Raw genomic sequence first — 14,554 nt, 5'->3', positions numbered from 1 at the left:
TCCCTTTCCGCCGACTGTCTGCCAAGCCACCTCTACGCAAGCGACTCTGGTGTCCCGTCTAGCCAGTTATTCGGCAGGAGTGTCGCAAATTTCTTCAATCTATTGGGGGTTTCATAAAACAGTAAAGACCATTTTATTAAATCATGGTTCGGGATGAGACCATTCCGAACTCCCTTTTGTCGACAAGCTGGGCAAACCTTGATAGGGTTTGCTTCTTTTTATTTTTCACCCTAGAAACTTACAGAGAATCAAGTGTTCTGTAAGTTGGACATTGGAACGGAAGGGTGGTTTTTGAACACTTCATAAAATTACCAAGGTTCAATTCAAATAATGCGAACATATTAAAAGAAGACTAAATGAAATTTCCGCTATAGATTGGAACTTACATATATGGGGGTTGAAGATGGATATATTATTAGCTCTCTTGCCGGCATTATTCTGGGGAAGCATCGTTCTATTTAATGTGAAACTGGGGGGAGGACCCTACAGTCAAACATTAGGTACAACGATTGGCGCCTTGATTTTCTCAATTGGTGTTTATATTTTTGCCGATATTAAGTTATCCCTATTGGTGTTTGGTGTCGGGGTCGTTTCTGGATTGTTTTGGGCCGTGGGACAAGCTAATCAGCTTAAGAGCATCGATTTAATGGGTGTTTCCAAAACGATGCCGATATCAACTGGATTGCAGCTCATTTCAACCACTTTATTCGGGGTCATTGTTTTTCACGAATGGTCTACAATGAAAGCGGTCATTTTAGGCGTTTTGGCATTGGTTTTCATTATTATAGGAATTGTTTTGACCTCCTTGGAAGATAAAGAATCAAAAGAAGGCAAATCGGGAAACTTGAAGAAAGGAATTGTCATTCTCCTCATCTCGACATTCGGTTATTTGGTCTATGTGGTCGTGGCCCGTCTTTTTGATGTTGATGGCTGGTCAGCGTTGTTCCCTCAAGCGATCGGGATGGTGATAGGCGGTCTATTATTGACCTTTAAACATAAGCCGTTTAACAAGTATACGATTCGCAATATCATTCCGGGACTGATATGGGCTGCAGGGAACATGTTTTTATTCATATCCCAGCCCCGTGTTGGAGTGGCTACGAGTTTTTCCCTTTCTCAAATGGGCATTGTCATATCAACTATCGGCGGGATCGTCATTTTACGTGAAAAGAAAACGAAGCGCCAACTAATTGGAATCGGCATTGGAATTATCTTGATTATCATAGCTGGGATTATGCTCGGATTGGCAAAAAGTTAATTGGAGGGTGATTAAATGTATACAGATTTAGAGGGGAAGGTCGTTGTTATAACCGGTTCATCCACTGGTTTAGGAAAAGCGATGGCCATTCGCTTTGCTCAGGAAAAGGCAAAGGTAGTCGTTAACTATCGCACAAAATCAGAGGAAGCGGATAGTGTATTGGAAGAGATCAAAACCAATGGCGGGGAAGTTATCGCAGTGAAAGGCGATGTCACCGTTGAAGAAGATGTGATTAACCTGGTTCAATCAGCGATAAAGAAATTCGGGAAACTCGATATATTCATCAATAATGCAGGTATAGAAAACCCTGTTCCATCTCACGAGATGCCTTTAAGCGACTGGAATAGGGTAATCGATACAAACTTAACCGGTAATTTCTTAGGCTGCCGTGAAGCCATCAAGTATTTTGTAGAGAACGATATTAAAGGGAACGTGATAAACATGTCCAGTGTACATGAGATGATTCCCTGGCCTTTATTCGTTCACTACGCGGCAAGCAAGGGTGGTGTGAAGTTGCTTACGGAAACCTTGGCTCTTGAATATGCACCAAAAGGGATCCGTGTGAACAGCATTGGTCCTGGAGCTATCGCCACGCCAATAAATGCCGACAAGCTTGAAGATCCCGAAAAGAAAAAGGATCTGGAAAGTATGATTCCGATGGGTTATATCGGAAAGCCTGAGGAAATTGCCGCGGTTGCTGTATGGCTTGCATCTTCAGAATCCAGTTATGTAACGGGCATCACTCTATTCGCTGACGGTGGTATGACAAAATACCCTTCATTCCAAGCGGGAAGAGGATGAAAGTATCTGCTTGGAAAAAGCAGGATTACATCTAGCAGGAACACTGCTAGTTGATTCCCTCATTTATGAAATGATGCAGCAAGAATCCCAGCAGGGTCAATCCTGCTGGGATTCTTGTTAAAAAGCATTAACGAGTATGATGATTATACCAGCTAATGAAGTTATCGACGACAGTATCTATAAACTGGACAGTCGACTCATGTGTAAGACTGCCTTCGTTATCGATTTTGTCATGAACGGCTCCAACATATACTTCATTCCCGGGAAGGAGTGGAGAGGAGATGCCTAATGCGAATAATATTTCACGCAAATGCAATTGAGCTTTAACCGTACCTAATTGCCCCATTGATGCACCCATGATCCATGAAGGTTTGCCAATCAAGACTTTATCGACACGTGATAACCAATCGATTGCATTGCCCAATACACCTGGAATCGTACCATTGTATTCTGGTGTTACCCACAAGACTGCATCTGCTTCGGCCACTTTGTTCTTAAATTCTTTTACAACTAATGGAGGATCATTTTCAATATCTTGATCATAAAAAGGTAAATCCCGAATGTTTAAGATTTCGAGTTCAAACCGATCTTGATATCTAGTTTGAATATATTTGGCAAGCTTAAGGTTGTAAGATTCTTTACGGATACTTCCCACTATTGCAACAACTTTCATCTTCAATACCTCCAATTATAATTTGTAATGGATAATGGATAATCATGTAAAAATGTTCCACTTACCTATTATAATTGGAATGTAAATGAAAGGGAAAAAGGATGCTTAGGAAATAATCATTCGGCGGATCGCCCCTCATTCACACCGTGATGGTAATGCTTCTCCATTACATAGCCAAAAAAGGAAGCAAGCATTTGTTGAAACAGCATGCCAAGTACAACTGGTACCGCGACGGCAGCAGGAAAATAGGTGGTTGCAAGAACGGCTCCTGCACTGATATTTCGCATACCGCCTGTAAATGTCAAGGTGATGATGTCCCCCTTTTCCCATTTTAAACATGCACCGACCATCCAAGAAAGGGCATAGCCTGAAGCAGCGATGAACAAAACCAAGAAGGACATGATCATTAATTTCTTGTCGAAATGTGTTAAATAGGGCGCAATTTTTGAACTGTTCAATATGACTACGATTCCAACGCTTATCTTGGAAAATGGAGCTAAGCGGGGGGATAGTATATATGGTATCTTCCCTTTTGTAATCTGATTCAAGAACATGGCAAGAATGGACGGAAGAACGACCATCCCGATCAATCCTTTCACCATCGGCCCCGAATCCATTTCGATTGAACCGCCTCCAAAGAGGGAAACACTGTAAGGAACGATGAATGGTGAGAGAAGGGTGTCGATTAAGATGATGGTTAGGGCAAGTGCGGCATTCCCTTTATACATCGATACCCAAATCATACTGGTGACACCGGTTGGAATCACTACAGCCAGCACTAAGCCGGTAATCGTGAAAGCATCACCATGAAACACTAAATGGCCGAGACAAAAGGCCCAAATAGGCATAAGTATGTGGAGGATGATCAATACGATGAATACAGGAAAAGGGTGGGTGACTGCCCGTTGCAGAGATTTAAAGTTGGAGCCTAAACTTCCGGAAAATGTAATGAAGGCAAATATCCATGGAACAAGAAAGGTGTAATCCATTAGATGTTCGGCCAACAAGATGCCAATAACCACGCTTATCGGCGTGATGAGAGGCATAATTTTATCCATTTGTTCATTTATTAACTTCAGCATCATTCATCCACTTCCTAAGCAAAATTCTATTAAGTAAGTTTACCATATTCCAAAAAAGATATATTGTAAGACAAACAATTTGTTTATTTATTTTTGCCTGGAATGGCGAAAACCATTATTGGAAGGGTAGGTCTAGTGGGAGATTCTTCGTTCCTATTAATATACTATCACTGCGCTGGAACTCCCATCGATCCAAAAAGAGCTGCAGGCTTTCTCAGATGAATCTTCATTAAAAGGAGATTAGGCAGGATTGTTCGATGCAGCGTTGTATATTCATTGAAAAATAGTTTAAAGTAGAGGTGAGGTGAAAGTAATGTCAGAAAAGGTTTCCAGTATAATGTGGTTTAGTCTTGCAGTACAATCTCTGCTTGTACTTGCTGATCATGATGGATTATGCAATAGTACTAAATTGGCCGATAAGCTTGATTCGGAGTCGGGTTTTCTTAGAAAAATATTAAGTAATTTAGTGAAGGCAGGGCTGATTCAAGCGAAGGAAGGCAGGGATGGAGGATATTCGCTTGCCAAAAATCCCGATCAAATCATACTTGCGGATATATACTCTGCAATTAAATCCGAACCTTTTTCAAAAGGCTTCCTAGATGTAAATGATAAAAAGTGCTTTCAACCATCTTCTCGTGAAGCTTTATGCGGTTTGAAAAACGAGATGGAGAGCTGGATAATACAGGGCTTGGAGAAGAAGACGATTGCTGATTTACTAACAAAATCTTAATGTGAAAAACGAAACTAACAGGGTTTCGTTTTTTTTTAACTGTATTTGACAAAAGAACAGTATGCGTTATATACTGTTTCTGTAGTAAACACAGTTAAATGGAGGTCATTACAAATGACAAAAAATACAATGAGTAAAGAAGAGTACCTAAATAAATCGAAAGAATTGAATATACCGCTTGAAAAGCCGAAGGTCCTTACTGATACAGACTTCACTACGGTAGCAAAAGAACGGAGATCTGTTCGCCAATACGATGCTGAATACGTGATGACTGAAGAAGAAATTCGTGAAATCCTGGATATTGCGATTCAAGCACCGTCTTCTTCCAACTTGCAGCCATGGAGATTCCTTGTGATTCAAGATAAGCAAACCCAACAAGAATTGCTGCCCATCGCAAATAACCAACAACAAATTGTTGATGCCTCTGCTGTCATTGCCGTTTTAGCTGATATAGAAGGTTACAAAAATGCAGAGCGCATTTATGGTGAATTAGTAAATAAGGGGATCATGAAGAATGAAATAAAAGAGCCATATGTAGCCTCAATCATGCATAATTACGGTAACTTTTCTGCTGAAAAGGCTTTAAGTGTAGCTATGATTGACGGTGGCTTGGTTTCCATGCAGATCATGTTAGCTGCAAAAGCAAAAGGTTACGATACAGTACCAATGGGAGGGTTCGATGAAGCCCAATTTGTTGATGCATTCAATGTACCGGAAAACTTCAAACCCGTCATGTTAATCTCCATTGGGAAAGGGACTAAAGCAGGATTTGAAAAAGTCCGTTTGACACTCGATTCTATATTGACTTGGAATAAATACTAAGGTTCATAATATAAGGTTTTTGGAGCCAGGATAGCTGAAATTCGCTATCCTTTTTTCTGTATTAGAGTTGCTCTGCGCTCCTGTTAATAAAAATGATTAATTCTCGCAAGCGATTAATGGATATGTTACAATTTTTCCATATATTTCTTTTTGGATATCTCCTCTAAAATCACCGACCGCTCAGCATTAAGGGATTAAAAGAGCTAAAGAATTGGTCTTGACGCTGCGTGCCAATATTAGCCGTTCACAATGGATGGGAGGGAGCCCTTATGAAGAATGAAGTGAAAAGTGAAGTGTTCTCGTGGTTGAAATCTATCTTATTCGCTTTACTGATCGTGTTCATTTGCCAACAGTTTTTATTTACGCCAGTCACAGTCAAAGGTGAATCAATGGAGCCGACTTATGAAAATGATGACCGGATCGTGGTAACTAAAGTCGGAATGCCGGAACGCTTCGATATGGTCGTATTTTATGCTCCGGACGCGGATGAGAAGTATATAAAAAGGGTGATCGGTTTACCGGGTGACAGTGTTGAAATGAAAGATGATGTCCTATTTATCAATGGGAAAAAGTATACAGAACCATATTTGAAAACAAAAAAGGAGGAAATTCCACCTGAAGAAAATCTGACGGAGAATTTCACCCTGAATGATTTACTTGGGAAATCCAAAGTACCTGTTGGTCATTTATTTGTCATGGGGGATAATCGAAGGAACAGCTGGGATGGAAGGAGATTTGGTTTTATTTCGGAGGAATCACTTGTGGGGAAAGTGAAGTTTCGTATCTACCCATTAAATGAAATAGGGGTGCCGAGATAAATGAATCCGAGTGAGAGAAAGCTTAGGGGATAATTATATGGACTAAGTTGTATTTATAGCAGATGATTGATAAGAACCTTTTCCGATGGTTAAGGTTTTTCATTTTTGATTAATGGAGGTTTTTAATATGACGAAGGGTTTGGCCGCGATTTCCATCCCGATGCTGGATGTAGAAATGGGACGGCAGGTAAAAGGTCATGTCGATTCGCTGACTGTTCCTCAGGGGAGCTTAGGACGGCTTGAGGAATGGATAATCGAATTGGCCAAGATGACAGGAGAGGCCTTTCCGGACATTTCGAAACCGGGGGTGATCGTGTTTGCAGCCGATCATGGAATTACTGAAGAAGGGGTTTCGGCTTATCCAAAAGAAGTGACGGAACAAATGGCGCTCAATTTCCTGAATGACGGAGCAGCCATCAATGTATTCAGCCGCGCGATAGATGCTTGCTTGGACATTGTCGATATTGGGATCGATTCAGATATCAAAGCACCGGGGTTAACTTCGAGAAAAGTCCGCAATGGAACTAGAAACTTTTATAAAGAAGATGCGATGACAAAGGAAGAAGTAATTCAAGCGCTTGAAATTGGATATGACCGTGCACAGAAAATGATTGCCCGTGGAGTTAATTGCCTGATTCTTGGTGAAATGGGAATCGGAAATACGACATCCAGTTCTGCCATCATCTCCGTCGTAAGCGGAAAAAGTGTCGAGTCGCTAGTGGGACAGGGAACAGGATTGAAGTCTGAAGGCATTTTACATAAGCAAAGAATAATTGAAGAAGCCATTTCATTAAGAAAACCTAATCCTGATGACCCAATCAATATTTTGATGAAAATCGGTGGATTCGAAATTGCAGGTATGACAGGGGCCATGCTTGCTGCAGCGAATGACCGTATCCCCATTCTTGTTGATGGTTTCATTACAACCACAGCTGCTGTATTGGCCAACCTTTTTTCCGGACGTGCAGCCGATTATATGTTCATTGGACATCGATCTGCAGAACCAGGTCATAGAACGGCCATAGAATTGCTTGGTAAGGAGCCTATCCTTGATTTAGGAATGAGAATCGGAGAAGGAACAGGGGCCGCAGTGGCATACCCCATCCTTAAGGCAGCGACATTGGTGGTAAAAGAAATGGCAACATTTGAATCCGCAGGCGTGTCAAATAAATAAGAAATAGGAGACCTTCATGTGAAGGTCTCCTATTTCTTATATGCTCAAAAGGGGAGATTGCAGTGAAATATTCTTTTACTTAATGGGTAGTTGACCTTTATATTTCTTCATTTTCCTAACGACGGAAGGCTGGCTGATACCTAAGAATTTAGCCATTTCATATGTGGATTTACATTGTTTACTCGCTTTCATCATCATCCATTTCTCCACTTGTTCGAGAGCGGTATTGAGATCACGATCATCAACCATCATATGTTCGATCATTAGGGTATCATCTTTTTTCTCCAAAGATTCTTGTCCATGGAAATGGGAGGGGAGGAAGCCTGGGAAAATGATGGAGTCTTCCGAGGTCAAAATGAGCCGTTCAATCAGATTTTCCAATTCACGAACGTTCCCTGACCATTTATGCTGAATAAGGATTTCGTAAGTGGAAGGGTGCAATTTCTTATCTGTCTTGTATTTCTTGTTGATGATTTCGAGATTATGATTGATCAAGATGGCAATATCTTCTTTTCTTTCTCGTAAAGGCGGTATTTGGACGGGAATTACATTTAAGCGGTAATACAAATCGAGCCTGAAAGTTCCCTTTTCGACCATTTCCTCAAGGTTTTGATTGGTTGCTGTCACAAGCCGGAAATCTATCTTATGCTCTTTTTTTCCTCCCACTCTTTTAAAAGTCTTCTCTTGCAGGACATTTAATAATTTCACTTGCATATCCAGGGGTAGCTCCCCGATTTCATCCAGAAATAAGGTTCCGTTATCTGCCTGTTCAATCAGCCCTTGCTTCCCATGTTTTTGCGCACCGGTGAAGGATCCCGCCTCGTATCCAAACATTTCAGATTCAAAGAGACTTTCTGGAATGGTACTGCAGTTAACTTCGATGAATGGCTCTTTGCTGCGGTAACTCTGATTATGTAGCCGGCGGGCGAAGACGCTCTTACCCACACCCGATTCCCCAAGAAGCATGACGGTGGCATCCGTTTTGGAAACACGGAGTATCGTTTTGGCGATTTGCCGCATTTCCTTGCTGCGATAGATCAGCTCTTCCTGTTCCCTAAGTTCCTCGACCTCCGATTGATATTCTTGAATCTTTTTCTCCAATTGACCGTACTGATCCTGGAGGTTCCTGATTTCAGTTTGATCTTGAGCATAACTGACGACACGAATCAATTCACCATCATCATCAAAGATGGGATAGGCAGTCGACATGACGATTTTTCCCGTCTTCGTATGCTGCATGATCTGGACAGGTGTTTTCTCTTTCAATACCATGGCGGAAATCGAAGGTGAAAGAATTCCTTCCGTTTCTAGCTGGTAAACGGATTTTCCAAGATAATGGTCGGGTTCAATTCCATAAATCCACCAATGGTTAGGATTCGTAAATAAAATGAATCCTTTTTCATCGGTCACGGTAATATTATTATTCGATGTGCTGATGATCGTTTCCAAAACTCTTTTCACATTGTTATCACTCATCATTTTCCCCCTTGTTTGTTTTTTCGATTGATTCAAATATAAATCAAAAATAGTGGTGAAATCAAGAATTTTCAGACATTTTGATTTGGAATTGAATCATTTTTTAGAAATTGGCAATTTTAATGTATACAATCGCTCCGATGTAGTAGATTGTTTTGGAATGGTTGATAATCATAAATTTTCTTTAACACTTTTAAAAACATCCTCTTCCCTTTGGGTGGTCACCGCCATTCCTTGTTGATTTCACTAACTTCAATCAAAGTGTTGAATAGAGTAATAGATAAGCGAAGCCCGCTCTTTTTTTATACGGTTAACCTACTTATGTTTGGGTATAAATAAAGTAGTAGAGATGAATCGATTGGAGGAGTGATTGACTTGGCTGGGAACAGAACCTTGGGACGATTTTTATACAATTGCTTAAAAGCAGAGGGCATTACAGAGATTTTTGGTGTGCCCGGAGACTATAATTTCTCATTGCTAGATACTTTGGAAGATTACGATGGGATTGAGTTCATTAATGGACGAAATGAACTCAATGCTGGTTATGCAGCGGATGCCTATGCCCGGGTGAAGGGCATGTCGGCACTGATCACCACTTTTGGTGTCGGTGAAATGAGCGCATGTAATGCAATCGCTGGTGCGTACAGTGAAAATGTGCCGCTCATACATATTGTCGGCTCGCCAAAGTCCATGATGCAACAGGAGAAGGAGCTTGCCCATCATACGTTAATGGATGGAGATTTTGATGTTTTCCGTAAGGTTTATGAGCATATCACCAGTTATACGGCAATTCTTACACCAGAAAACGCAGCTAGGGAGATACCGGCTGCAATCAGAATCGCGAAAGAAAAGAAAAAGCCCGTTTATTTGGTAGTGGCTATAGATCTCGTAACAAAACCGTTGCTTTCTCACAGCGAGACTTCAGAAAATATGGCCAAAACGAATGTCGGTGCGTTGCAGTCAGCAATGGAGCATATAAAAGGAATGTTAGAACATGTAAACAAAGCGGTTCTGCTTGTCGACGTAAAAACACTTCGTTATAACCTGCAGAAACCCGTACTGAAGCTCGCTGAGCGGTTAAATGTTCCAGTTGCTTCGTTAATGCAGGGGAAAGGCGGATTTGATGAGAGTCATCCCCAGTATATTGGTGTATACGGCGGAGCTTTCGGAAGTAAGGCTGTAACTCAGACTGTTGAAGAAGCGGATTTCATCATAGCCGTTGGTGCTGTTTGGTCAGACGTAAATACTTCCAAAGGGACAGCAAAGCTTAACCCGCTGAAAATGGTGGAAATTCAACCTGACACATTAAAAGTGGGAGAAGCCAGTTATATGAATGTCAGGGCTGAGGAAATTCTAAATGCCCTCCAGGACATCGGTTACCGGCAGAACGAATCTGTTGGAACCATCTCGTTTCCGTATGACACAATGGTTGAAGACCCATCAGCACAACTGGAAGCGGCTTCCTATTATCCACGGATTCAGCAAATGTTGAAGGAAAATGACATTGTGGTCACGGAAACAGGAACATTCTCTTATGGCATGTCACAGGTCAGATTGCCGAAAGGGGCGACCTATATTGCACAGGGAGGCTGGCAGAGCATCGGATATGCGACTCCCGCCGCTTTCGGGGCTTGTATAGCGGATAAAAACAGACGTGTTCTTTTGTTTACCGGTGACGGCTCGATACAGCTGACAGTACAGGAAATAAGCTCGATGCTGGAGAACGGCTGCAAGCCCATCGTGTTCATCCTCAACAATAACGGCTATACGATAGAAAAATTCTTAAACGTAAAGGTCGATATAGAAAAACAGAAATACAACGAGATACCAGAGTGGGATTATACAAAACTGGCTGAAGCGTTTGGTCAGGAGGCATTCACAGCACGAGTCGAGACGAATGGTGAACTGGATGATGCCATCACAAATGCTCAGGATATGAACGCCGAGAAACTTTGCCTTATAGAATTGGTAGTGAAAAATCAAATGGATGCACCGGATTATTTGCAAAAAATAAGGCAGTATCTTGAAAAGCAAGAGAAACAAAAGTAATGCCAAAAGGCCTTTTGTATTGAAGGCTTTTCAGTTTGCCGACAAAATGGGTTCGTAAGTGTATCACCACACCTGATTAAGACTAGGTTATACTTTATGGGTTTTTACTGTTTTATGAAACCTCACTAGATTGAAGAAATTTGCGACACTCCTGCGGGGAAACTGGCTAGCCGAGACCCCACAGGCGCTTTCAGCGAGGGGGCTTGGAAGACAGCCGGCGGAAAGGGAGCGGATTTCTGAAATCAGCTGGAACTTTTTTAAAAGAAAAAAACTGTAGGCAAACCTGCTCTTCTTATTAGTCTACAGTCCGAAAGGTCTTCTGTGATGGAGGCCTTTTTTTGTTGGGAAAGTCGATACTGGAAAGTGTTTAGAATTGAATTTTTCGAGTATAAATGAGAATTGTCAGTGAATTTCCTCCGGAGGTATTGGGGCTTACTATATTTACCCGTGTTTAGCCCTATCAAGGACAAGAATGGCGAGTTCAAAAAGTAAACAGAATATATCAGTCATGATAATACCAGTATTGGTCACTGACATTTCAAAATTGAAACCAAGAATTTTTAAATTAAGAGTATTATGAAAATGTCACGAAGTAATAGGGAATATATTTTTCCTAAGTAGAGAAAACCATTCTTTTTAAAGCTGGCTATTTCTGTAGATAAGGGGGCACAAAAATGCGTAAAAATGTATCATTAGCGCGGTTTATAGAGTCAAATAAAGAAAATCTCAGCAATAATCAGTTGTTCATAGATCTTATTGAAGAAAAAGTTCAAAAAAAGCAAGTGGAAATGCAGGAAAAACATCTAACAAGACAGGCAGGTGATGAGAATGTTATTAAGAAAAGCCTGGTTATTACAACAAACGATGGCCTATCATAGAAAAAAAAAGGATGAAATAGCTGAAGTAAAGGAATTATCAAGCTTGGAAGGAGTCCGTATCAGTAAACAACTTAATTATGCGATTATGGAGATGCAAAGGTTAATGCGAGAGTGATGATGGATTCAAAAAAGATAATGAGAAGGGGTATAAGCCATAACACCAGTTGGCGGCTATTTGACATGATAATACGCAAAAAAGCATGTATGATATTTTATCAATACACGCTTTTTTGCTCTTTAGTTAATTTTATAGCCAAAAATTGTTTGTTGTCATATCGTTATTTAGTTAAGAACTCGGACTGCCTTTACAAAGCTAGGTCCCCAGTAAGAATTGTTAATGTTAGCGTAGGACACACCTTTAGATGTGGAAGCATTCAGCATTTGACCATTACCGGCATAAATTCCCACATGATTGATTACACCATCATTATTGGTATCAAAAAATACTAAATCCCCTTTTTGGAGGGATTTCGAAGATACAGCTGTACCAACGTGTGATTGTGCCACTGAATTTCGAGGTAAGGAAACACCTGCACTTTGGAATGCCCTTAATGTGAATGAAGAGCAATCAAATACGTCAGTGCGTGAAGTGCTTGCACCGTAAACATACTTGGCTCCCATGTATTTAGCGCCAGCTGCCAAAACTTGATCCGCTTTGGAAGAATAAGTCGAATTGGACGGTTTTTTAGTTGCAGATGCCGAGGCTTTCCCAGAAACACGGATGGATTGGCCTATACGAATACGATCTGAATTGGAAATATTAGGGTTAATTTTAAGTAAGGCACTAAGGGAAAGATTATATCGTTTAGCGATAGTCGATAAGGAATCCCCTAGTTTAACCACATATACATCTGTTTTATTTTTACTATTATTCGTACTCGTATAATTGTTAAGGGTATTGACCTTCAAGACTTGACCGGGAAAAATAAGAGTGCCAGTCAAATGGTTTTTAGACTTTAATTGTTTGATAGTCATATTATTGACTCTGGCAATTTTGTCCAGGGTGTCCCCGGATTTGACTGTATATGTAGCATTAGATTGACTGTTTTTAGCCGTAGAGCTGGATGCAGGTGCTTGTCCGGAAACCCGGATGGATTGGCCAATATAAATGCGATCCGAATTAGAAATATTAGTGTTTAACTTTAGCAGGGCACTAAGGGAAAGGTTATATTTTTTTGCAATTTTGGATAAAGAATCCCCCAGTTTAACCACATATTTTTCGGTTTTATCTATATTTTTAGTCTGGGTATTAACCTTCAAGACTTGGCCGGGAAAAATAAGGTTACTAGTCAAATGGTTTTGAGATTTTAATTGTTGCACAGTTGTATGATTAGCTTTAGAGATTTTATCAAGGGTGTCCCCTGATTTAACTTGATAAGAACCAGCATAAGCAGAGGTGCCGGCGATAAGGGTACCTATAATAGTTCCTGCAAGAATGAAAGAGTTTTTCGAATTGTTCATTTAGGAAAGTTCCTCCTGATGTGGTAAAAAAATATGTAGCATTTATATTATAAAGGTAAGGCATATAAAAAACATGACCCATATAAATAAAATTCAACTTTTTCTTCATTTTTCAGGTTATTTTGTAGAACTGTCACATCTAGTGGATTCAAGTGGGGAGTAAGAGGCCCATATCTTTAATTTCGCATAAAGAGATAACTAGTCTAAAAGAGCATTTCATAAAATGGAAGTTTTGAGGTAATAAAAAAGAAAGGTAAGAATAACATATCCTTACCTTTTCATGATTAATTTTTTAATATTGTACGAAAACCCGGTTAACGTAATTTGTTTGCCGGAGAACTTTCCAGAAGAGTAATAGATGGCTTCTAAATCATTAAGATAGTTTTTATCGGTTAAATGAAGACTATCACGTTCAACCAAGCTTTGGAGAGAGTGATCCATTAGAGTTAAATAGTCATCCTTGCCATAATAAAGACTTGTATCCGGCTGCAGAAATTGATGCTGGCTATATTCATCCGAGTCATCATACCACCGGGAAATGAAATCCTTTTTTTTCTACGCTATTGGAGTCCATTGTGGCAACAGGCAATAAGAGGCCTGTTACCTGTAGCCTTTTATACTGCTTACTTAGAGGGGATAAGGTCACTCGGTTTTTTTCGGTCCCCCTTTATTAATTAGGTTCTTGCGAGATATGAACGGGTTGCCGGTAACCCAAAAACGCCACGGATAATCTTTTGCTTCACCGGAGTTGTCAATTCCGACGCGGGGGCCGCTGGATATGTGTTCAGGCTGCTTTCCGGCAGCAAGGTAAAGCGGAGGAACCGTAAAAGATCGACCATAATCATCCATGGTGATGCCTAGTGCCTTGGTTAGCTTCCCTGGTCCATCGGTCCATTTTCGTATATCGGCATTTCCGCGTCTTTCATGCATTAACTCGAGCCCTGAATAGGGTTCAATCGCCCGGATTAAAATGGCCTCCGGATTTTCAGGTCCGCCGCTTACGACATTGACCAGTGTATGTGTGTGCATGACGTATGTATATATCAAACCGGAATTTCCGAACATCACTTCCGTCCGTTTTGTCCTTCTATTTCCAAAACTATGTGCGGCCCTGTCCCCAGGTCCCATATAGGCCTCTGTTTCAACAATGAATCCAGAAGCGGTTCCATCCGCTGTTTCTTTTACAATCAGGCAGCCAAGAAGGGATTTTGCCAGGTCAAGCGTGGGCTGCCGATAAAAATCCGCAGGTAAAATTGAATGGTTTATCTTGTTCATAGTATCACTCCATTTAGTCTCATACAGGTAAAATTCCCTTATCAATGAAAAAGAAAC

14 protein-coding genes are annotated in these 14,554 nt (G+C 40.7%); 8 read left to right on the top strand and 6 right to left on the bottom strand.

The annotated features are described in order from the left end of the window. Positions 1-403 precede the first annotated feature (403 nt). On the top strand, positions 404-1,258 hold the full coding sequence (locus tag QUF86_RS00875) for a RhaT/GlcU family sugar-proton symporter (RefSeq protein ID WP_289317748.1): 855 nt from the start codon (positions 404-406) through the stop codon (positions 1,256-1,258). Positions 1,259-1,273: 15 nt separating this feature from the next. Beyond that, positions 1,274-2,059 (top strand): glucose 1-dehydrogenase, encoded by a 786-nt coding sequence (locus QUF86_RS00870; protein ID WP_289317747.1) that lies wholly within the window; start codon positions 1,274-1,276, stop codon positions 2,057-2,059. Positions 2,060-2,186: 127 nt separating this feature from the next. Here the strand turns inward: QUF86_RS00870 and QUF86_RS00865 are convergent, their stop codons facing one another. Together QUF86_RS00865 and QUF86_RS00860 are read right to left on the bottom strand one after the other, a co-directional pair. After that, positions 2,187-2,732 carry an NADPH-dependent FMN reductase gene (locus tag QUF86_RS00865; protein WP_289333332.1) on the bottom strand — a complete coding sequence of 182 codons (546 nt, stop codon included), beginning with the start codon at positions 2,730-2,732 and terminating at the stop codon, positions 2,187-2,189. Between the two features lie 116 nt (positions 2,733-2,848). Next, a complete protein-coding gene (locus tag QUF86_RS00860; RefSeq protein ID WP_289318471.1) occupies positions 2,849-3,814 on the bottom strand; it encodes a bile acid:sodium symporter family protein in 966 nt (321 codons plus the stop codon). A gap of 313 nt (positions 3,815-4,127) precedes the next feature. Between QUF86_RS00860 and QUF86_RS00855 the strand changes: the two genes are divergently transcribed. The 4 genes from QUF86_RS00855 to cobT all read left to right on the top strand — a co-directional run bounded on the left by QUF86_RS00855 (position 4,128) and on the right by cobT (position 7,358). Next, positions 4,128-4,544 carry an RrF2 family transcriptional regulator gene (locus QUF86_RS00855; protein WP_289317745.1) on the top strand — a complete coding sequence of 139 codons (417 nt, stop codon included), beginning with the start codon at positions 4,128-4,130 and terminating at the stop codon, positions 4,542-4,544. A gap of 114 nt (positions 4,545-4,658) precedes the next feature. Then, complete coding sequence (locus QUF86_RS00850) at positions 4,659-5,366, top strand: nitroreductase family protein (protein ID WP_289333331.1); 708 nt, start codon at positions 4,659-4,661, stop codon at positions 5,364-5,366. Positions 5,367-5,635: 269 nt separating this feature from the next. Beyond that, a complete protein-coding gene (gene lepB, locus QUF86_RS00845) occupies positions 5,636-6,184 on the top strand; it encodes a signal peptidase I (protein ID WP_289317743.1) in 549 nt (182 codons plus the stop codon). A 127-nt stretch (positions 6,185-6,311) separates the two neighbouring features. Then, entirely contained in the window at positions 6,312-7,358 is a 1,047-nt protein-coding gene (gene cobT, locus QUF86_RS00840) for a nicotinate-nucleotide--dimethylbenzimidazole phosphoribosyltransferase (RefSeq protein WP_289333330.1), read from the top strand. A gap of 75 nt (positions 7,359-7,433) precedes the next feature. Here the strand turns inward: cobT and QUF86_RS00835 are convergent, their stop codons facing one another. Beyond that, positions 7,434-8,837, bottom strand: coding sequence for a sigma-54 interaction domain-containing protein (locus QUF86_RS00835; protein ID WP_289318470.1), 1,404 nt, complete (start codon positions 8,835-8,837; stop codon positions 7,434-7,436). Between the two features lie 372 nt (positions 8,838-9,209). Here QUF86_RS00835 and QUF86_RS00830 point away from each other — a divergent pair, with 372 nt between their 5' ends. Then, on the top strand, positions 9,210-10,883 hold the full coding sequence (locus QUF86_RS00830) for an alpha-keto acid decarboxylase family protein (protein WP_289333329.1): 1,674 nt from the start codon (positions 9,210-9,212) through the stop codon (positions 10,881-10,883). A 674-nt stretch (positions 10,884-11,557) separates the two neighbouring features. After that, positions 11,558-11,761, top strand: coding sequence for a hypothetical protein (locus QUF86_RS00825; RefSeq protein WP_289317740.1), 204 nt, complete (start codon positions 11,558-11,560; stop codon positions 11,759-11,761). A 282-nt stretch (positions 11,762-12,043) separates the two neighbouring features. Here QUF86_RS00825 and QUF86_RS00820 read toward each other — a convergent pair whose 3' ends face one another. The 3 genes from QUF86_RS00820 to QUF86_RS00815 all read right to left on the bottom strand — a co-directional run bounded on the left by QUF86_RS00820 (position 12,044) and on the right by QUF86_RS00815 (position 14,497). Next, positions 12,044-13,222, bottom strand: coding sequence for a C40 family peptidase (locus tag QUF86_RS00820; protein ID WP_289333328.1), 1,179 nt, complete (start codon positions 13,220-13,222; stop codon positions 12,044-12,046). A gap of 270 nt (positions 13,223-13,492) precedes the next feature. Beyond that, on the bottom strand, positions 13,493-13,714 hold the full coding sequence (locus tag QUF86_RS28565) for a TIGR03943 family putative permease subunit (RefSeq protein WP_353957689.1): 222 nt from the start codon (positions 13,712-13,714) through the stop codon (positions 13,493-13,495). A 150-nt stretch (positions 13,715-13,864) separates the two neighbouring features. Further along, positions 13,865-14,497: a DNA-3-methyladenine glycosylase gene (locus QUF86_RS00815; protein ID WP_289333327.1), complete on the bottom strand. Its 633-nt coding sequence runs from the start codon at positions 14,495-14,497 to the stop codon at positions 13,865-13,867. Positions 14,498-14,554: the final 57 nt, after the last annotated feature.

Source organism: Peribacillus sp. NJ11 (assembly GCF_030348405.1).
In the GTDB taxonomy this organism is placed as follows: domain Bacteria; phylum Bacillota; class Bacilli; order Bacillales; family DSM-1321; genus Peribacillus.
Note: the sequence above shows the minus strand (reverse complement) of the source record. Positions and strands in the feature narration are given on the sequence as shown.